21 protein-coding genes are annotated in these 18,928 nt (G+C 66.3%); 6 read left to right on the top strand and 15 right to left on the bottom strand.

Translation table 11 applies throughout. The annotated features are described in order from the left end of the window. The coding region (locus BM031_RS24400; RefSeq protein ID WP_143084707.1) for an IS3 family transposase at nucleotides 1–476 on the top strand (476 nt) is incomplete at its 5' end. A 475-nt stretch (nucleotides 477–951) separates the two neighbouring features. Here BM031_RS24400 and BM031_RS24395 read toward each other — a convergent pair. The 6 genes from BM031_RS24395 to BM031_RS24370 form a co-directional block, all read right to left on the bottom strand. Continuing rightward, nucleotides 952–3,915, bottom strand: a complete 2,964-nt coding sequence (locus tag BM031_RS24395) for an EAL domain-containing protein (protein ID WP_143084706.1) — start codon at nucleotides 3,913–3,915, stop codon at nucleotides 952–954. A gap of 64 nt (nucleotides 3,916–3,979) precedes the next feature. Next, on the bottom strand, nucleotides 3,980–4,681 hold the full coding sequence (locus BM031_RS24390) for an MBL fold metallo-hydrolase (protein WP_091877484.1): 702 nt from the start codon (nucleotides 4,679–4,681) through the stop codon (nucleotides 3,980–3,982). Between the two features lie 23 nt (nucleotides 4,682–4,704). After that, a complete protein-coding gene (locus tag BM031_RS24385) occupies nucleotides 4,705–5,508 on the bottom strand; it encodes a sulfite exporter TauE/SafE family protein (RefSeq protein WP_091877482.1) in 804 nt (267 codons plus the stop codon). A 33-nt stretch (nucleotides 5,509–5,541) separates the two neighbouring features. Then, the gene (locus tag BM031_RS24380; RefSeq protein WP_091877480.1) at nucleotides 5,542–5,970 is read right to left on the bottom strand and encodes a YeeE/YedE family protein; all 429 of its coding nucleotides are present in this window, start codon (nucleotides 5,968–5,970) and stop codon (nucleotides 5,542–5,544) included. 10 nt (nucleotides 5,971–5,980) lie between these two features. Then, on the bottom strand, nucleotides 5,981–6,412 hold the full coding sequence (locus BM031_RS24375) for a YeeE/YedE family protein (protein ID WP_091877478.1): 432 nt from the start codon (nucleotides 6,410–6,412) through the stop codon (nucleotides 5,981–5,983). Beyond that, nucleotides 6,409–6,741 (bottom strand): ArsR/SmtB family transcription factor, encoded by a 333-nt coding sequence (locus tag BM031_RS24370; RefSeq protein WP_091877476.1) that lies wholly within the window; start codon nucleotides 6,739–6,741, stop codon nucleotides 6,409–6,411. Before BM031_RS24370 ends, BM031_RS24375 begins: the two co-directional genes overlap by 4 nt. Nucleotides 6,742–6,835: 94 nt before the next feature. On the opposite strand from BM031_RS24370, the gene BM031_RS24365 reads away from it, so the two are divergent. Further along, on the top strand, nucleotides 6,836–7,207 hold the full coding sequence (locus tag BM031_RS24365; protein WP_091877475.1) for a protein tyrosine phosphatase family protein: 372 nt from the start codon (nucleotides 6,836–6,838) through the stop codon (nucleotides 7,205–7,207). 388 nt (nucleotides 7,208–7,595) lie between these two features. Then, nucleotides 7,596–8,285: an NnrU family protein gene (locus BM031_RS24360; RefSeq protein WP_091877473.1), complete on the top strand. Its 690-nt coding sequence runs from the start codon at nucleotides 7,596–7,598 to the stop codon at nucleotides 8,283–8,285. Between the two features lie 22 nt (nucleotides 8,286–8,307). Here BM031_RS24360 and BM031_RS24355 read toward each other — a convergent pair whose 3' ends face one another. Together BM031_RS24355 and BM031_RS24350 are read right to left on the bottom strand one after the other, a co-directional pair. Beyond that, complete coding sequence (locus BM031_RS24355) at nucleotides 8,308–8,835, bottom strand: hypothetical protein (protein ID WP_091877471.1); 528 nt, start codon at nucleotides 8,833–8,835, stop codon at nucleotides 8,308–8,310. Further along, the gene (locus tag BM031_RS24350) at nucleotides 8,832–9,077 is read right to left on the bottom strand and encodes a helix-turn-helix transcriptional regulator (RefSeq protein WP_091877469.1); all 246 of its coding nucleotides are present in this window, start codon (nucleotides 9,075–9,077) and stop codon (nucleotides 8,832–8,834) included. Before BM031_RS24350 ends, BM031_RS24355 begins: the two co-directional genes overlap by 4 nt. A gap of 106 nt (nucleotides 9,078–9,183) precedes the next feature. Between BM031_RS24350 and BM031_RS24345 the strand changes: the two genes are divergently transcribed. Next, the gene (locus BM031_RS24345; protein WP_091877467.1) at nucleotides 9,184–10,242 is read left to right on the top strand and encodes an oxidoreductase; all 1,059 of its coding nucleotides are present in this window, start codon (nucleotides 9,184–9,186) and stop codon (nucleotides 10,240–10,242) included. 90 nt (nucleotides 10,243–10,332) lie between these two features. On the opposite strand, the gene BM031_RS24340 is transcribed toward BM031_RS24345, so the two are convergent. After that, on the bottom strand, nucleotides 10,333–10,650 hold the full coding sequence (locus BM031_RS24340; RefSeq protein WP_091877465.1) for a hypothetical protein: 318 nt from the start codon (nucleotides 10,648–10,650) through the stop codon (nucleotides 10,333–10,335). A 20-nt stretch (nucleotides 10,651–10,670) separates the two neighbouring features. Continuing rightward, on the bottom strand, nucleotides 10,671–11,633 hold the full coding sequence (locus tag BM031_RS24335; RefSeq protein ID WP_091877463.1) for a ribonuclease Z: 963 nt from the start codon (nucleotides 11,631–11,633) through the stop codon (nucleotides 10,671–10,673). A gap of 218 nt (nucleotides 11,634–11,851) precedes the next feature. Between BM031_RS24335 and BM031_RS24330 the strand changes: the two genes are divergently transcribed. After that, a complete protein-coding gene (locus BM031_RS24330) occupies nucleotides 11,852–12,256 on the top strand; it encodes a hypothetical protein (protein WP_091877461.1) in 405 nt (134 codons plus the stop codon). Nucleotides 12,257–12,261: 5 nt separating this feature from the next. On the opposite strand, the gene BM031_RS24325 is transcribed toward BM031_RS24330, so the two are convergent. Genes BM031_RS24325 through BM031_RS24315 form a run of 3 tightly spaced genes read right to left on the bottom strand, consistent with a single transcriptional unit; the run spans nucleotide 12,262 to nucleotide 14,067 of the window. Then, entirely contained in the window at nucleotides 12,262–13,167 is a 906-nt protein-coding gene (locus BM031_RS24325) for an NAD(P)/FAD-dependent oxidoreductase (RefSeq protein WP_370660066.1), read from the bottom strand. Then, on the bottom strand, nucleotides 13,139–13,624 hold the full coding sequence (locus BM031_RS24320) for an RrF2 family transcriptional regulator (protein ID WP_091877457.1): 486 nt from the start codon (nucleotides 13,622–13,624) through the stop codon (nucleotides 13,139–13,141). The genes BM031_RS24325 and BM031_RS24320 overlap by 29 nt, the downstream gene beginning before the upstream one ends. Before the next feature lie 53 nt (nucleotides 13,625–13,677). After that, the gene (locus BM031_RS24315; RefSeq protein WP_091877455.1) at nucleotides 13,678–14,067 is read right to left on the bottom strand and encodes a YbaN family protein; all 390 of its coding nucleotides are present in this window, start codon (nucleotides 14,065–14,067) and stop codon (nucleotides 13,678–13,680) included. Nucleotides 14,068–14,322: 255 nt separating this feature from the next. Here BM031_RS24315 and BM031_RS24310 point away from each other — a divergent pair, with 255 nt between their 5' ends. Further along, on the top strand, nucleotides 14,323–16,212 hold the full coding sequence (locus BM031_RS24310) for a diguanylate cyclase domain-containing protein (RefSeq protein ID WP_091877453.1): 1,890 nt from the start codon (nucleotides 14,323–14,325) through the stop codon (nucleotides 16,210–16,212). Here BM031_RS24310 and BM031_RS24305 read toward each other — a convergent pair. Together BM031_RS24305 and BM031_RS24300 are read right to left on the bottom strand one after the other, a co-directional pair. Further along, complete coding sequence (locus BM031_RS24305; protein ID WP_229409184.1) at nucleotides 16,205–18,322, bottom strand: CHASE domain-containing protein; 2,118 nt, start codon at nucleotides 18,320–18,322, stop codon at nucleotides 16,205–16,207. The two genes, BM031_RS24310 and BM031_RS24305, sit on opposite strands and share 8 nt — an antisense overlap. 299 nt (nucleotides 18,323–18,621) lie before the next feature. Next, a partial coding sequence (locus tag BM031_RS24300; protein ID WP_229409183.1) for a zinc ribbon domain-containing protein occupies nucleotides 18,622–18,928 on the bottom strand: 307 nt, incomplete at its 5' end.

The raw sequence follows: 18,928 nt of genomic DNA, 5'->3' as shown, positions 1-18,928 counted from the left end.
TCACGTACATCCGCACCTATGAGGGCTGGCTTTATCTGGCCGTCGTACTGGACCTGTTTTCACGTCAGGTGGTCGGCTGGTCGATGAGTTCTCGAATCGATCGCGAGTTGGCCATGAATGCGCTTTTGATGGCTGTCTGGCGTCGGCAACCCAAAAATACAGTGATGGTGCATTCCGATCAGGGCAGCCAGTTCAGCAGCTACGACTGGCGCGACTTCCTGGACCAGCACAACCTGCAGCAGAGTATGAGCCGGCGTGGGAACTGCCACGATAACGCCGTGGCCGAGAGCTTCTTCCAGCTCCTGAAACGGGAACGGATCCGACGCAAGACCTACGGTACTCGGGAAGAAGCAAAACAGGATGTCTTCGATTATATTGAGATGTTTTACAATCCCAAGCGCCGGCACAGCGTCAGCAATGACTTGTCGCCGGTGGAGTATGAAAAGCAGTACTTCAAGCAGCTCGCGAGTGTCTAGGAAACTCGTGGCGATTCACTGATACGGTCCGCCGTAAAATTTTCTTTTGCCATAGTTCCCTTGATTGTAGGCGTCGTGTAGGCACCGTGTAGGCAAATACTATGGCAATAGATCAACGAAGGTCAACGGTAAAAAGTCGCAGAAATTGAATTTGTCCTTAAAATTCATAGTGTTGCCGAACTTTTACAATGTAGATCAACGCAAGGGAATATGGTTTAGCTCGGACTCATAATCCGTTGGTGCCGTGTTCGACTCACGGGAGGCCTACCAGCATTTGAATCGCCGGTCGAAGGGGATGCGATCTTTTGTATCCGCTTCGCACGGGTAGCGCCAGTCGTGGCGCGCATTTTCCGCGAACGCCGCTGCATCGCAAGTGTGCCCCCGCAAAGCACCCATTGGCGCGGATTCCTCACCGGCGTGCGCGTGTCATGCGCGAATGACTTTTCCGCGTAATCCGGCCGGACGGCGGCCCTGCTTAATCATCCTGCGCCCGTACTGATCGTTCAAACGACGCCGCTTCCATCGGACGTCCGAAAAGGTAGCCCTGGTAGAACGAACATCCAATCTCGGCCAGGAAGTTGCGCTGCTCCTCGGTCTCGACACCTTCCGCGATGATGCCTAGCCCCAGCGCCTGGCTCAACGCAACAATGCTGCGTGCGATCGAGGCGTCGTTCGGGTTGGTCAGGATGTCGCGCACGAACGAACGGTCGATCTTGAGCTGGTTGATCGGCAAGCGTTTGAGGTAGCTGAGGGACGAGTATCCGGTGCCGAAATCATCGAGTGAGAAATTGACACCAAGCTCCTTCAGTTGCCGCATCTTTTCGATCGTATCGTCGACATCGTCGATCAAGACCGTCTCTGTCAACTCCAGTTTCAACTTGCTTGGACTCACGCCAGTGTCGCTCACGGTATCGACAACGTCCTGGACGAAACTGCGTTCACGAAACTGACGAATGCTGACGTTGACTGAGACGGTGAGATCGCGAAGGCCAGGCTGGCTTTTCCAGCATGCCAATTGCGCGCAGGCCGTATGCAGCGCCCATCTGCCCAGCGGCACGATAAGGCCGGAAGCTTCTGCGATCGGGATGAATACGGACGGACCGATCGCACCGCGTTTCGGACTATTCCAGCGCAACAGCGCTTCCGCGCCAGTGATGCGGCCTTGTACGTCCACCTGGGGCTGATAGTGCATGCTGAACCCGGAGGTGCCGAGTGAAGTCCGGATTTCTTCTTCCAGCGCCAGCCGGTGCGACACGTCCGATGCCATGCCGGGATCGAAGAAACGCATCGTGTTGCGCCCGTCTTTCTTGGCGCTGTACATGGCCATGTCGGCCCGTTTCATCATCTCGTCACTGTCGATCCCCGAGTCGCTCTGCAGCGCTGCGCCGAGGCTGCACGTGGTGCGGTGCGTCGTCGATCCAATGATGAAGGGCTCCGCTACTGCGGCAATGATCTTCCAGCCGATGGCGCTTGCATGGGCGCCTGCTTCCTGTTCAGTCCGGCCGACATTGTCGAGCAAGACAACAAACTCATCACCGCCCAGGCGCGCCACGGTGTCTCCCGCGCGGGTACACGTCCGGATGCGCTCGCCTACCTGCCGGAGCAGCTGGTCCCCCAGCTGGTGGCCGTGCAGATCGTTGAAGTCCTTGAAATTATCGAGATCGAAGAACAGGAGGGCAGGCATTTGCCCGCTGCGTTCGCGCAGCGACACGCAATGGCCCAGGCGCTCGAGCAGGAGGCGGCGGTTAGGCAGGCCAGTCAGCGAATCGAAATATGCCAGTTTGGCAATTTCATCCTGTGCCAGCTTCTGTTCCGTGATATCCCCCTGGGTGCCGACAAAATGCGAGATAGAAGCGTTCTCGTCGCGCACCGCGGTGACCGTCAGCCGGGCCGGGTAAGCATCGCCATTCTTGCGATGGGTCCAGATCTCTCCTTGCCATTTTCCATGGTTTTCCGCAGCGTCCCACATGATGTCCCGGGCGTCGGCGCCATCGCTGCCGAGTGCAAACCAGGGGACGAAGGCGCCTGCCAGGTCGGTCGCTTCGTGGCCCGTCATTGCGCAAAACGCCTCGTTGACCCGTTGGATACGCCGGTCCGGGCCGGCAATGAACATGCCTTCCGCAGACCTGAATACCGAAGCGGCCACCCTGGTCGATTCCTCCGCGGCGCGCCGCTCTGAAATGTCGATCGAAATACCGCACAAGCCGTACACGCTGCCGTCGTCACGATGCAGTGGAATCTTGGTACTGAGCACCGTCATCTGCCTGCCATGCCGGTCCGGCACAGTCTCTTCCGCCACCACCCGCTCGCGTTTGGCGATGGCACGGACGTCATTGCGGTGCAGCGCTGCCGCCACCGGCGGTGCAAACAGATCGGTGTCCTGCTTTCCGATGATGTCGCCAATCCTGCCTTCGACCAGCGCTTCTAGCGCACGATTGGCGTAGGCGTAGCGGTAAGATGTGTCCTTGATGTAGATGAGGCCGTCCACGCTGTCCAGGATGGTTGCCAGTCTTTGTTCGCTTTCGCGCAGTGCGCCGGTCTTGTGCGCTACCTGCTTGCGCAGCCAGGCGGCGGTCGCCACTGCCATGGCCAGCATGGCGATCACCAGTAAGGCGCCCCACCAGATGTAGGCCGGTACTTGCGCCAGCATGCTGCGGGTCTGCCAGTGTTCCAGGATCCCGAAATAGTCGGAGTCCGGATCCCGTTGCCATGCGTCGAGCCGGCGATCGATCGCTGCGAGCAAAGCGGCATTGCGCCCCTTGCCGCTCGCGTAGAACAGGCGCACCGGCTGGAACATGATGGGCGTTTCGACGATGCCGCGAGAAGGCGCATACAGGGTGCCGGCATACTTGCTGGCGACAACGGCGTCGGCGCCGCCACGTTCGACCAGGTCGAAACCGTCTTCGACCGAGGCAACTGGCACGAGCTGTGGCTTCATGCCGAAATTCTTCGCCATCTCGGTAAAGAAATTCTGCTGGATCGAGCCTGACAATACGGCGATCCGCTTGCCGGTGGTATCCGTCATCGCATTGAGCGGCACGTCGGTGCGCCGGTAGATCTGGGACCAGCTGAACAGGGCGGGAACCTGGTGGAAGTCGAGGATGCGGCTGCGTTCTTCGGACCAGGCCACATCGGGCAGGAGATCAATGTCTCCCGCTGACGCGGCGGCAAGACAGCGCGCCCATTCGCACCCGACGAAACGCAGTTCCCACCCTTCGGCGGCGGCAATCGCGCGCAGGACGTCGACCAGAATCCCATTCGCCTGGCCTTGTCCGTCGAAGTAGATCTTGGGGGCGTTGGTATAAATTCCGACCCGCACCACGCGCGGCGGCGTGCCCGCCTGCGCCAGCATCGAAGAGGACAGGAGCAGGGCAACTAATATTCGCAGTAACACAAACAGTGGCCTTTCCAGATTGACCCTGACAGTCTGATTCGCCACTGCGGCGCGTCAATACCTATTGGTGTTTCGCCATCATATATGAGGTTCTGGCAGCGCAACAGGCTCAGACCCCGTGCGGCAAGCCCAGATTCTGGTTGGCCGGCACCGCGACGTCGATCAGCGCCGGCTTGGGCAGCTTCAGTTCGTCCATCAGCTTGACGAAGTCGTCGCGGCTGCGCCCCGCCAGGCGCGCGTTGTGGCGTTTTTCCCAGCCGATCGTCGACACCGACTGGCCCTTGTAGTCGTGGGCCGGCCACACGCGGGTGGCGTCGGGCAGCGTGAACAGCCTGTCCATGACGCTGTGGTACAGCGCATCGGCGCTGCCGCTCTGGAAGTCGGTCCGGCCGCAGCCGTCGATGAGCAGGGTGTCGCCGGTGAAGACATTGCCGCGCCAGACGTAGCTCATGCTGCCGGCGGTATGGCCCGGCGTTTGCAGCACCCGGAGCTCCTCGCCTTGGCCAAAGCGGATCACCTCGCCATCCTTGAGTTGCAGCGGGGCGTGGGCGATGCCGCAGCCGGCCGGCACCGCCGCCAGCGCCCCGGTGGCCTGGCACAGCCTGCCGGCCGAGGTGATGTGATCGGCATGGGCGTGGGTTTCGAGCACATAGCGCAAGTTCAGGCCCAGGCGCTCCAGGTGAGCCAGGTCGCGCGCCTGGTGGCGCTGTACCGGATCGATGATGACCGCCTCCGCCTCGCCCGGCCCCGCCAGGATATACGTGTAGGTCGAGGACTCGGTATCGAACAGCTGGATCGGATTGATGTTCATGGAAGTCTCCTGGAAGCACGGTGTCAAGGGGAGGGTGGAAGGAAGGCCTTGACGATCATCCCGGCCGCCACGAGGGCCGAGACGATGGCGAAGGCTTGTTGCATCCGGCGGCCGGCAATGCGCGTGGCGATCGAACGGCCGCCGAGCATGCCGGCCAGCGCGCCGGCCGCGAACGGCGCCGCAGTCGGCCAGTCGATGGCGCCGTGGATCGCGGCGTTGCCCACGCCGGCGCCGGCAATGAGGGCGATCACGGCCAGCGATGTGGCCACCGCCGACTTGACCGCGAGGTCGGTATGGCGCTGCAGCGCGGGCAACATCACGAAGCCGCCGCCGACGCCCAGCAAGCCTGACAGGAAGCCGGCCAGGGCGCCGGACAGGGCCAGCGCGCGGAAGCAGGGAGCGGACCAGCTGAAGCGGCCGGTGAACGGTGCGCGCTGGCATGCCGGCGCCTTATGCGCCGCGATGGGAGCGGCGCCGGCGGCCTGGCGATAGGTCCTGGCCGCCACGTACAGCAGGACCAGGGCGAACAGCAGGCCGAGCCAGCGGGCGTCGGCCAGGCGCGCCGCCCACAGGCCGGCCGGCGCCAGCAGCATGCCCGTGGCGGCGATGAGCAGGACGGCGCGGTAGCGTACCAGTCCTTCCCGCAAGCCCAGCACGGCCCCGAGGGCGGCGGCCATTCCGACCGCCAGCAGGCCGATCGGTCCCGCCTCGGCCACGCCGATACCGGCGCCGAAGACCAGCAGCGGCACCGCCAGGATACCGCCGCCGGCGCCGGTCAGCGCCAGGATCAGGCCGACGGCGAGTCCGAGGAGGGAATTGATCAGCATGGCGTCATCCTGTTGGCGTGGCAGCCCCGGTGCTCAGCCGGCCCGGGCGCCGCGCAGCCGCTCGAGCAGCCCGAAGATCGCCATGCCGGCCAGCATGGCGGCGCTGAAAATGAGCGGCTTGGCGCCGCCGCTCGCGAGCGAGGCCAGCGCCGGGCCCGGGCAGTAGCCGGCCAGGCCCCAGCCTGCGCCGAATGCGAGTGAACCGAGCACCAGGCGGCGGTCGATGCGGGCTGGCGCCGGCAGGCGCATGGGCTGGCCCAGCAGCGAGCGTTCGCGCCGGCCTGCGGCGGCGAAGGCGATGGCGCCGACCAGGATCGCGCCCCCCATCACGAAGCCGAGCGACGGATCCCAGGCGCCGGCCAGATCGAGGAAACCGAGGACCTTGGAAGGATCGGTCATGCCCGCAAGGATCAGCCCGATGCCGAACACCAGCCCGACGATGAGTGAAATGACGATGTGCATGGTGCTTTCCTTATGCGGACAGGTGGCGCATGACGAAGACGATGGCGAAGCCGGCCAGCATGAAGGTGGCGGTCGCCACCAGCGACCGGGGCGAGCGCCGCGACAGGCCGCATACCCCATGGCCGCTGGTGCAGCCGGCGCCATAGCGGGTGCCGAGGCCGACCAGCAGGCCCGCCGCGATGAGGGTCGGGACGCTGGCCTCGACGGTCACCGCAGGCAGCGGCTGCACCAGGCGCCAGGCCAGCGGTGCGGCGACCAGCCCGAGCACGAAGGCGACGCGCCAGCCGATGTCGCCGCGTACAGGCGGCAACAGGCCGCCGAGAATGCCGCTGATGCCGGCGATCCGGCCATTGAAGAGGATCAAGGCCGCCGCGGCGGCGCCGATCACCAGGCCGCCCGCCAGCGAGGACCATGGCGTGAAGTGGATCCAGTCGATGTTCATGCCTTGACTCCATGCGATGGCAGGCAATACTGCTGGTACAGCACCTGCATGACGGCCAGCGCTTCCGGGCTGTCGATGCGGTAGAAAATCTGCTTGCCCTCGCGCCGGGTGCTGACCAGGCGCTCCTCGCGCAGCACCCCCAGTTGCTGTGACAGCGTGGGCTGGCCGATGCCGAGCAGGGCTTCCAGGTCGCTGACGCAGTATTCGCCTTGCGTGAGCTGGCAGAGCAGCATCAGACGGTCAGGGTTGCCCAGTACCTTGAGCAGCGAGCAGGCGTGGGCGGCTGCGGCACGCATCGCGTGCAAATCGAGTTGGTGTGGGTCAGGCATCGACATTCCTTTTTGAGTCCGTGGCTACATTATATCGACTAACAATATATATTTCAATATACTGTAACCACCAACCATTTACAAGGAGAGCGCCATGAACATCCGTTTCCTCAGCAACAATTATGCGGTGGTCCAGCAGATCACACCTGCCGATATCGATGACTTGCGCGAGCAGGGCTTCGCCGCCCTGGTGTGCACCCGCCCTGATGGCGAGGAAGCCGGACAGCCGGCCTTCGCGGCGATCGGCGCCCAGGCCAGGGCTGCCGGCATGGAGGCGTTCTGGCTGCCGGTGACGCCGGGCCGGATCACGGATGCGGACCGGGCCGCCTTCGCCGTGCTGTATGCGAACGCTCCCAAGCCGGTGCTCGGCTTCTGCCGCACCGGCTTGCGTGCCGAGACGCTGTGGAACGACACCCGCGACCGCCGTGACGCCGCTGCGGCCCAGCAGGCCAGACCAGGGGATTGAGCTGCCGCGCTGTCCTGGCTGGACGAGGTAACAATCATTTTTCTGAGAGTTGCGCGGTTTGCCTGCACAGGGGCTGGTCAATCGGGCCTGCATGGGTCTACAAAGGAGGGGGCACCGCGCTTTCTCACGGCGTGCACAAACCAATCATGAGGAGATGGACAGCGACTGGCGCGAGGAAGTGGTGTGGCATGCGCCGGACGAGAAATTCCTGCGCATCTACACGACCCCGCTTACCCAAGCTTCTTCATCGGCGACGGCATGAAGACGCCGCCCGCCCCCGCCATCGTCGTGCGCAAGGCCGCCACGCATGGCGGCCGGTAGGGCGAACCGCTCACGCTTCGCTCCTGCTATAGTCAGCGCTACCGGCTCACAATGAAGGAGCAGCGCAATGGACGGATCAATGTTGCTGGTGGCTAGCGCCAGCGCGTTCGTAGCCAGCCATGTCATCCTGTCGCATCCCTTGCGCCGGCCCCTGGTGGCGGCCATCGGCGAGAAGGGCTTCCTGGCCCTGTATTCCGTCGTGGCCTTCGCCACCCTGGGGGCGATGGCCTGGGCCTACCCGAAGGCGCCGGTCACCGCGCCGTTGTGGAACGTGGGTGACGGCCTGTGGGCGCTGGCGACCATCCTGATGCTGCCCGCTTCCGTCATGCTGCTCGGCTCCCTGGTCCGCAACCCGGCCATGCCGGGCGCCAGCAACGCCGCCAGCGCGCAGGCGCGCGGCGTGTATGCCATCACCCGGCACCCGATGATGTGGGCCTTCGCCATCTGGGGCCTGGTGCACATCCTGGTCTATCCGGTGACAAGGAATCTCATCGTGGCGGTGGCGATCATCGTGCTGGCGCTGGCCGGTGCGGCGCTGCAGGACCGCAAGAAGGCCGCGCTCGATCCGCAGGGCTGGACGGCCTGGGAAGGGCGCACCAGTTACTGGCCGTTCGTGGCCATCGCGAAGGGCCGGGCGCGCTTCGGCGGCTTGGGAATGCACGCGCTGGGCGGCGGCCTGCTGGTCTGGCTGCTGGCGACCTGGGCGCACATCCCGCTGGCCGGCCGCGCGGCCGGCATCTGGCGCTGGCTGGCCTGACGCTTTCGCCGCGGGCGCCCGCTTAGTCGTCGGCGCCCGGGAGCTTCGGCGACTTCCAGCTGGCATACAGCGTGGGAAGGCCGCCAAAACACGCCGCATTGGCGATAAACAGCGCAAACGCGATGCCGGCGACGCGTTCGACCGTCCATCCTTGCAGCGCTGCCGTCAACATCAGGATGGGTCCCCCGACGATGTTCAGGAAAGCCAGCACCGACACGCAAAACAGGAACGCATCCTTGCGCAGCGCCGCTTCCCGTTCGTCGTCGTCGATCGACGGTTTGCCCAGGGGGCCGTTGAGCGAGATTGCCGCCACCGTCGCCACCATCGGGCCGGCCATGGCATACACGGCTGGCGCCACCGGGGCGGCGATGGTGGCGGCGACCAGTCCTGCACCGCAGGCGATCGGAAGCAGCGGCAGCCAGCGCATCGGCCGGTGGCGGCGCCCGGTACCAGCGTCGCTGGACATGTCGTTTTTCACCGTCTTCGCCGCGCCGGTCCACCCGACCAGCGCATCCATTTTCTGCAGTGCGGTCCTGTCTTTCGTGCTCATTCGTCTTCTCCTGCGCGTTTCAAGGTCATGGCGATCGATTCGAAGCGCTGGAAAGAAAACAGCATCTCTACGCTTACATCGAAATGCTGGGCGATCTTCATCGCCAGCTCGAGGCTGGGCTTGTAGTCGCCGCGCTCCAGGTAGCCGATGGTCTGGTTGTTGACGCCGACCGCTTCCGCCAGTTCACGACGCGAGATGCCACGCTCGGCACGGAACAGCGCGATCCTGTTGTGTAAGACCATGAGATGTTCTTTATTCTGTACGATCTATTGTGATTACACAACAGATCGATGCGGATGTCAATGGGAGCTAGAATAGCGGGATGCCTTGCCCCACAGGAGACCAGCAGTGACTCAATCCACCGTCCCGCCGCTCAAGGTCGGCCTTGTCGGCTTCGGCTACGCGTCGGCAACGTTCCATGCGCCGCTCATCGCGGCCACCCCTGGCCTGCAGCTGGCCGCCGTCTCCAGCAGCGCGCCTGGCCGGGTGCACGCCGCCTTCCCCGACGCCATGCTCTACGCCACGCCGGAGGCTTTATACGCCTGCGACGACATCGACCTGGTCGTCATCGCGACCCCCAACGACACCCATTTCCCGCTCGCCCGCGCGGCACTCGAAGCGGGCAAGCACGTGGTGGTCGACAAGCCCTTCGTGCTGGACACGTCGCAGGCGCGGGAGCTGATCGCGCTGGCCGATGCAAGGTCGCTGCGGCTGTCGGCCTTCCACAACCGGCGCTGGGACGGCGATTTCATGACCCTCAGCCAGCTGCTCGCCGAAGGCACGCTGGGCCGCATCGTCCACGTCGAATCGCACTTCGACCGCTACCGTCCGCAGGTCCAGGCGCGCTGGCGCGAGTCCGGCGCCGCCGGCGGCGGTTTGTGGTACGACCTGGGCCCGCACCTGGTCGACCAGGCCGTGCAGCTGTTCGGGCCACCCGCCACGATCTGGCTCGACATGGAACAGCAGCGCGATGGCGCGCTCACCGATGACTGGTTCCACGCGGTGCTCGGCTATGGGACCATGCGCGTCGTCCTGCATGCGAGCGCACTGACGGCGATACCGGCGCCGCGTTTCACCGTGCATGGCACGCAGGGCAGCTATGTGAAGCATGGGCTGGACATGCAGGAAACGGCCTTGCGCGCCGGCGCCGCCTTGGCCGATGGCTGGTCGGCCGATACCAGCGACGGCGTGCTGGCGCTGCACACCGCACAAGGGGTGGTAGAGCAAGCGCACGCCACGCTCCCCGGCGCCTATACCCAGTATTACGCGCAGATGCGCGACGCCATCCTGCACGGCGCACCGGTGCCCGTCACTGCCGAATCGGCCCATGACGTGCTGGCATTGATCGAAGCGGGCATCGCCAGCGCACGCGAGGCCAGGGTGGTCCAACTTCGGGGTCAGGTCTGACAATCGGACACGAGCTCGACGCTACAAGCGAGCCCAGGCCGCGCCACAGGCGCCATCAGAGCCGATAACTGCTGAGGCCGTGTCCAAATGTCAGACCTGACCCCGAAGTGAGGTTTTGCGGCTTTTTAGCCAGTCGTGGCCGCCGGCGTTGAGCGCCCTGGTGATGACTTCTGGCGGCAGGCTGTACACCGTGGCCCAGGTGGCGCGGCCGTCGATGCTGTTGGAGGGGAAGCTTTCGGTGTCGATGGGCCAGTGGTATTTGCGCTTGAGCGCGCGGACGATCGCGGCCAGGGCGATGCGGCCGCGCATCGGTTCGGCGCCGGCCTGGTCTTCGTTCGAGAGCAGCACGGCGAGCACGGCGCCGCGGGCGGTGGCGGGTCCGGGGAAGATGGGAGTTTTTTTCGGCATGCCGGGATTGTAGCCGGAGCCTAGAGGAGGGCATGCACGCTGCCGTCCTTGCGCAGCTCGTAGCGGTCGAGGTCGCGCGCCAGCGCCAGGGTGCCGGAATAATGCGCGCGGGCTTCACGCTCGATATCGGCCAGGGTCAGCGCGCCATGGATGTCCTGGTAGCGCGGGCTGAAATGGGTGAGGATGAGGTTCTTCACCTGCGCCGCCTGCGCGAAGCGCGCCACCATCGCGGCGGAGCTGTGCTGGGGGCCGGGGCCGATCTTGTGCAGGATGGCGTCGGTATAGGTGGCCTCGTGCACCAGCAGGTCGGCGTCCAGCGCCTCGCGCGCCAGCAGGTCCGGGCGGTCGTTGTCGCCGCCGATGATGACTTTGCGCGCCTTGCGCGGCGCGAGCAGGAAGTGTTCGGCCACCACCGCGCGGCCGTCCGGCAGGACGACATCCTGCCCCTGCTGGATTGCTCCCCATGCGGGCCCGGAGGCCACGCCACCGGCCTTGAGCTTGCCGATATCGAGCTTGCGCTCGACCCCCGCTTCCGTGAAGCTGAACGCATACGAAGGCACGCGGTGCGACAGCGCCGTCGCCGCCACCTTCATATCGGGCAGTACCCGCCTGCCCGGCAGGTCCTCGAGCGCCACCCAGTCGATGGGATAGGGGAGCGTCAGCTGCGACGCGTCCATGATGGCCTCGATCATGCGCCGCAGCGGTGGCGGGCCGGCGATGCTCATCGGTTCGCTGCGATCGAGCATGCCGGCGCTGGCGAGCAGGCCGGGCAGGCCGTAGCAGTGGTCGCCGTGCAGGTGAGTGATGAAGATGGCGCGCAGGCGCATGGGCGACAGGCCGGTGCGCAGCAGGCGGTATTGGGTGCCTTCGGCGCAATCGACCAGCGCCCAGTGCTGCGCGCCGGGCATGCGGATCGCGGTCGCACTCATGTTGCGGGTCTTGGTCGGGGTGCCGGAAGAGGTACCGAGAAACTGGATTTCCATAAGGCGTGCTGGCGCTGCTCAAAACAGGCCATTATCCGCAAACGCAGTAAAAGCGGCGTCAGCTTGAATGCGGCCGACAAAACACGTACGGTTTGATCCCGCTCAACGCATTCTTTCCACGCCGCGCAATGCGCGCACTCCGCATGACTTGCGATGTCTGAACTGGCAGGACGGCCGCCATGCTGCGGCTGCCATCTGGCCCATTCCAAGGAGATGTCATGCGCACACTCACACCCCTACTGGCTGCCGCCTGCCTGCTGGCCGCTCCCTTCGCTTCGGCGGCCCAGTGCGGCGCCCAGGGCAAGGTCAGCGTCACCGCCCAGCGCGACGCCGAGGCGGCCAGCCGCCAGTTCACCAGCACCGGCGCCCAGCTCGCCAGCGAAGTGGAGGGCAGCTATGCGCTGTCCAACGGCCGGCGGCTGGAACTGATCGACCTCGACCAGCGCCTGGTCGCCGACTTCGGCAAGTGGAGCCGGGTCGAGCTGGCCGAAGTCGGCCCGCACCGCTTCGTCTCGCGCGGAGGCAATGTGGAAATGACCTATATGCCCGGCCGGCGCACCGACTCCATCCTGCTGAGCTATCCGGCCGACAGCAAGGGCCGCCTGGCGCGCGGCTGTTCGTAGGCCGGTCAGCCAAAGACCAGGGAGCGGTGCGCGCCGAGCCCGGCCATCGCACCGTCCGCCACCGCAATGGCCACGCTGCCGGCCGGCCGTGTGGCATCGCCTCCGGCGAACACCCCGGGCACGGTGGTCTGCTTGCCGGCATCGGTGCGGATGAAGGGGCCAATCGGGCTATCGTCGAAGGCACAGCCCAATTGCTCCGCCAGCGGACTGCCTATGTGGATGCGTCCGTACGTGAACAGGCCTGCCATCGGCAGGCGGCGGCCATCGGCCAGCACGACGGTGGCGTGATCTTCGATGCGCAGCACCGGGGTATCGTCGATGGCCAGCACGCCGCGCCGCGCCATGGCCGCGCGCTGCTGCGCGTCCGGTGCGTAGCGGCCGTCGGTGAACAGGGTCACGCTGCCCCAGTCGGGCAGCAGCATGGCCTGGTGGAAGGCCATGTCGCCACCCGCAAGGATGCCGATCGCGCCCTGCTGCAGTTCGTAGCCGTGGCAGTACGGGCAGTGGAACACGCTCTTGCCCCAGCGCTCCGCCAGCCCCGCGATGGGCGGGAGCTCGTCGCGCACGCCGGTGGCCAGTACCAGACGGCTGGCCTGGACGTGCGTACCGCCGTCGAGGTCGACAACGAAACCGTCGCCATCACGCCGCGCGTTGGTGGCGCTGCCGGCGTGCCAGCTCACGTTCGGATAGGCGGCGACGTCCGCCTTGCCGGCTTGCGCGATGCTCGATGCATCCTGGCCGTCGCGGCCGAGGAACCCGTGCGAATCGCTGGCGAAACGGTTGCGGCGCTGGCCGGCATCGACCACCAGCACCCGGCGCCGGGCCCTGGCCAGTTGCAGGGCGGCGGACAGGCCGGCGTAGCTGCCGCCGACGATGATCGCGTCATACGGGCTTGTGCTGGGGATGCTCAAGGTGTTCTCCTGTGGGTGGATGGCTGCGCGCGTGGTCGGCGAAGCGGCGGTTGAATTCCTGCGACAGGTCGGCCAGCGACACATGGCCCAGCCGGGCAACCAGCAGCGCTTCGGCCTCGTGGAAAGCTTCGGCCAGCGAGGCGTTCACTACCTGCTCGACCAGGCAGGTGGTCTTCTCGCTGCGGTTGCCCATTGCGAAGAAGGGTGGGGCGCCGACCGCGTCGTAGATGTCGCGCAGCGTGACCGCCTTGAGGTCGCAGGTAAGGCTCCAGCCGCCGCCGTGGCCGCGGTTCGCGCTGAGGTAGCCGCGCTCACGCAGGCCGGCCAGTACGCGCCGCACCAGCACCGGGTTGGTATCGAGGAAGCCGGCCATTTCTTCCGAGGTCATGGGGCGGCCGCCGTGGGCCAGGTGCAGCAGCACGTGGAGCACCGAGGAAAGTTTGCTATCGCGTCTCATGTAACTAATAATAGTACAAAATCGGCGCGGGCGTGACGCTTGCCTGGAAACCCTCAGCCTTTATCCTGCCGCCCCGTGCGCAGGGTCGGCAGGAAACGCCACAGGTAAAGGCTGACGCATAGCCCCATCAACGCCAGCGCGGCGGGCAGGACCAGCTTGTCCTGGGCGACAAAGCGCCGTATCGCCACCAGCAGCGACGACCACAACAGCACCGTGGCGACGATCTTCGCCGTCAAGGGGATGCCGCGTCCCGCTTCGAAATTGCGCAGGTATTCGCCGAATACGCGGTGCGACAGCAGCCAGCGGTGCAGGCGTTCGGAGCCGCGCGCAAAGCACCAGGACGCCAGCAGCAGGAAGGGCGTGGTCGGCAGCAGCGGCAGGAAAATGCCGAGGATCCCCAGCAGCACCGCCAGCGCGCCCGCGACGTTATAGAACAGTTTCATGTTTCCACTCTAGCATGCAGCCGGGCGCAGTAAGCGATGAAACAATATTTCAAAAAGATGAATTTTATGGAATATTCTTGCACTGTTGCTGCGACATCAAATTCGGTAAATTTCACCTGTCAGATAAGTTCCAACGGGAAACACTAGGTATAATCACTGTATTCACGACGGGCGCGATCCAACATAGTTGCGGGCGCGAGCAGGACGCCCGGCTTCCCCTTCATTCGCTTTTTGGTTGCCGCACGCCCGTCGTTCATGACTACCTCTACTTCTGCCACCAAGCGTTCGCCCGGCGCGCACCTGCGGAATTTCTTCCGTCCCCGCGTGCTGCGCGACCTGGCCATCTACCTGGCCGTCATGCTGCCGCTGGTGTGGGGCCTGGTGGCGGTGGAGCAGTCGCGCTTTACCGCGCTGGCCGAAGCCGGCAGCAACCGCGACCTGCGCAACTACGCCCACGTGTTCGCCCAGGAGGTGCGCGCCACCGTCGGCGTGGTCGACCTGTCGCTGATCCAGCTGCGCGGCAGCTGGCAGCGCGACCGCACCAGCTTCGCGCTGGCCGTCGGCGAACATGCGCGCCACCTGCGCCACCGCCTGCCGACCCTGGTCCATGTGCTCGACGCCCGTGGCCGGGTGCTCTACAGCAACGCCGGCCCCTCACGCACCGGCCTGGACATGAGCGGCGTGCCCGGCTACCGCGCCCACCTGGGCGGCAACGACGACCGCTTCTATGCCAGCCGGCCGTTGATCTCGCCGCTGACCAAGACGTGGGTGGTGCAGTTCAGCCGCTCGATCCGCGACGAGCAGGGGCAATTGCAGGGCGTGATCATCGCGGCCGTGTCGCCCGAATATTTCGTCCGCTTCTACGAAGACATCGACCTCGGCCCGACAGCGGCGGTGTCGCTGATCCGCAGCGACGGCGCCGTCATCGCGCGCAGCACCCGCGGCAGCAGCATCCACGGCATGGGCACGGTGTTGACCGATACGCCCTTCGCCGCGCACAGCCCGGTGACCGGGCGCTTCCGCCGCCTGAGCCAGGTCGACGGGATCGTGCGCTACTACGCCTGGCACAAGATTCCCGAATACGGCATGGTGGTGACGGTCGGCGAGGGCGTGAGCGACGCCGAAGGGCGCTTCGCGCGCCAGCGCGAGGTCCTGACCTGGGTCGGCGCCGCCGTGTCGCTGGTGCTGGCGCTGGTGGGCTGGGCCGCGCTGGGCGCCACCGACCGCCGCCGCCGCGCCCTCAAGGCGCTGGCCGCGGCCGAGGCGCGCTGGAAGCTGGCGCTGTCGGCCACCGGCGACGGCGTGTGGGACTGCGACATCGTCACCGGCCTGGCCACGCTGTCCGCGCGCGCCCAGATGATCCTCGACACCGACCGTTCCGTCATCTCTTGGTACGGCAGCGCGCTGGACGCCATGGTGCATCCGGAAGACCTGCCGGAGGTACGGGCCCAGCTGCGCGGCCACCTGGCCGGGCGCACCCAGGACTTCGCCGCCGAGTTCCGCGTGCGCATGCGCAACGGCGACTGGAGCTGGATCGACACGCGCGGCACCGTCAGCGAACGCGACGAGCTGGGCATGCCGTTGCGCATGGTCGGCACCTTCTCCAATATCGACGCCCGCAAGCGCGAAGAGGCGCGGATGCGCCGCATGGCGCACGAAGACGCCCTGACCGGCCTGCCGAACCGCGTGCTGCTGGGCGACCGCCTGCGCCAGGCGATCCGCGCGGCCAGCCGCGACGGCCACAAGGTGGCGGTCATCTACTTTGACCTCGACAAGTTCAAGCCGGTCAACGACACCCATGGCCACGCCGTCGGCGACCGCCTGCTGCAGCTGGTGGGGCGCCGCGTGCGCGCCGGCCTGCGCGATGCCGACACGCTGGCGCGCATCGGCGGCGACGAGTTCGTCGTGCTGCTGCCGCGCTGCGACAGCCTGGCCGACGCGTCGCGGGTGGCCGAGAACATCCTGGTGCAGCTGAATTTGCCGTTCGAGGATGGCGCGCTGGTGCTGCACATTTCCGGCAGCCTGGGGATCGCGATGTTCCCGGAGCACGGCATGGATGCCGAGGACTTGCTGCGCGCGGCCGACCTGGCCATGTATGACGCCAAGTCGCATGGGCGCAACCGGGTGTCGGGACGCGTCAGGTAGCGTGGACCTCGCGCGCGGCCATATGCCGCGGCAGATACAGCGTGACCGTCGTCCCCTTGCCCGGTTCGCTGGCGAGCCGGATATCGCCGCCGCTCTGGCGCGCGAAGCCGTGCGCCATCGACAGGCCGAGCCCCGTGCCCTTGCCCTCGGGCTTGGTGGTGAAGAAGGGTTCGAAGGCGCGCTCCATCACGTCAAGCGGCATGCCGTGTCCGGAGTCGGCCACCGCCACCGTCACGTAGTCGCCCGCCGCCAGCAGGGCGTCGCCGTCGACGTGGACGTTGGACAGCGCCAGCACGATGCGCCCGCTGCCGTCCATCGCGTCGCGCGCGTTGATCACCAGGTTGAGCAGCACGTTTTCCAGCTGGTTCGGGTCCACCAGGACCGGCCACAGGTCGGGCGGCACGCGCCTTTCCAGGGTGATGGCGTCGCCGGCGGCGCGCTGCACCAGGCTGTCCATGCGATCGAGCAGGCCATCCACGTGGACCTCGAGCGGGTGCAGCGGCTGGCGCCGGGCGAAGGCCAGCAGCTGGCCGGCCAGCTTCGAGCCGCGCTCGACCGCATCGAGGATGCTGAGCAGGCGCTTGCGGTTGGCGCCGTCGGCGCGCAGCATCAGCTGCACGTTGGCGCTGATGATGTGCAGGATGTTATTGAAGTCGTGGGCGACCCCGCCCGTGAGCTTTCCCACCGCCTCCAGCTTCTGGGCCCGTGCCAGCGCCTGGCGCGCGTCGACCAGGCCCTGCTGGCGCTGCAGCTCGCGCGCCTCGGTTTCCTTGCGCTGGCGGATGTCGCGCACGAATGCGGTGGCGCCATAGCCCTGGCCGATCGGCAGCACGGCCACCGTGAGTTCGGCCGGGATCGGGCGTCCCTGGCTGTCGAGCACAGTCAATTCGTTGGGCGCGCCCAGCAGCGGGCAGTGGCCATGCACGGCAAAGTCGTCGAAGCCGGTGCGGAAGGCCGCGCGCCCTTCCTCGGGCAGCAGCTCGGCGGCGTCGCGGCCGATGGCCTGGGCCGCGCTCCAGCCGAACAGCCGGCTGGCCTGGGCGTTCCAGTCGGTGATACGGCCGCGCGCATCGAGCGCGACAAACGCGTCGGGCGCGTGCTCGAGGATGACCTTGATGCGATGCTGCTCGGCGGCGACCTGGTCGTGCGACTGGCGCAGCTCGAGCGTCATGCCCTGGGCCAGCTGCAGCGCGCGGCGGCGCTCGCTGGCCAGCAGCCACACCACGATGCTCAGCAGGAGGCCCAGCCCGATGCCGGTGATGGCGACCAGGCGCGGGCGGGCGGTGTCGAGGCTGTGTTCCAGGGCGGCGCTGGAGCGCATGGTGATGGTCCAGGTGCGCCCGCCCGGCACGATCTGGGCGCTCGCGCGCAGGCGCGCCGCGCGCACCTGTCCGGAGCGGTAGAGCAGGGACGCATCATTGCCCGGCTCGCCGTCGTGGATGTCGATGTCGAGGTCGGTCGAGTGGGCGCCGCCCAGGCCCCGCATCAGGTCGTCCATGCGGAAAGGCGAGTATACCCAGCCGGCGATGGCGGCGCGGCGCTGCTCGACGGTGCCGGTGAGCTGGCCGGCGCGGTACACCGGCAGATACATCAGCACGCCCGCCTGCTGGCCGGCCTTGCCTTCCTGGACCAGCACCACCTTGCCGCTCAGCGCCGCCAGGCCGGTGTCGCGCGCCCGCTCCATCGCCGCCCGGCGCACCGGTTCGCCGTACATGTCGAAGCCGACCGCGCGCAGGTTGCGGCCGCTGAAGGGCTCGATCCGGGTGACCGAGGTCGCCAGCGCGCGTGCAGCGGGCCCGGCCGACGGCACGATGGCGGCAATGCCGAGCGCTTCCAGCCCGGGGAAGGACTGGTCCAGGCGCAGCGTCCGGTAATATTCTTCCCACTCGCGCTGCCCGACCTCGACCGAGCCGCGCAGGTAGCCGCGCGCGCCGCGCAGCACCTGCTCGTACACCGCCATGCGGCGGCTGATGCTGACCGCCATGTCGCGGGTGCGGTAGTCGAAGGTCTCGAGCAGCTGGGCCTGGGCGTTGCGCTCGGCGCTGCTCCAGGCGCTGAAGGTCACGACCAGGGACACCAGCAACACCAGCAGCGCCAGCAGCAAGGGCATGTGCCCGGAGCCGGGCAGGAGAATGCGGTTGGGCTGGGAAGGTGGCGGGGACTGCGGCATGTGGTGGTACGCGCGGCGGGCGCCGTGGCGGCAGGTTGATGGGAAAGCGCGCGAAAAGCAGTAGGATACGCATCCTTGCTGTGTTAAGGCGCACGTCAGTTTGCGCGTTTGGCAACTGCATTATGGCTTAATATTAACCCAATGCAACTTTTTCATTTGAAACCTCGTTTAGTGCGCGCGCGGGCGCCGCTTGCGGCATGACCGTTCCTCCAAACTTGCGCAAAGCTAGCCATTGCTGCTTAAAGCTGCCTGCTGTTGGATTCCTGCTTCATCGGGGCCGGTTTCACCCCGCGCTCACGCGCAGGGCCAGCGCCTTCCCCTCCACAGGCCGCTACGGTCGAACTGACCGCCACCTTCTTCAAATTGATTGCCGCGTTGACGTCGCGGTCATGCAAGGTGCTGCAGCCGGGGCAGCTCCACTGGCGCATGCCCAGCACCATCGTGTCGAGCTTGTAGCCGCAGCACGAGCATAACTTGCTGCTCGGGTACCAGCGGTCCGCCACCACGACACGCCCGCCGCGCAAAGCCGTCTTGTAGTCCAGCTGG

This window comes from Massilia yuzhufengensis, assembly GCF_900112225.1.
Taxonomy (GTDB): Bacteria; Pseudomonadota; Gammaproteobacteria; order Burkholderiales; family Burkholderiaceae_D; genus Telluria; species Telluria yuzhufengensis.
Note: the sequence above shows the minus strand (reverse complement) of the source record. Positions and strands in the feature narration are given on the sequence as shown.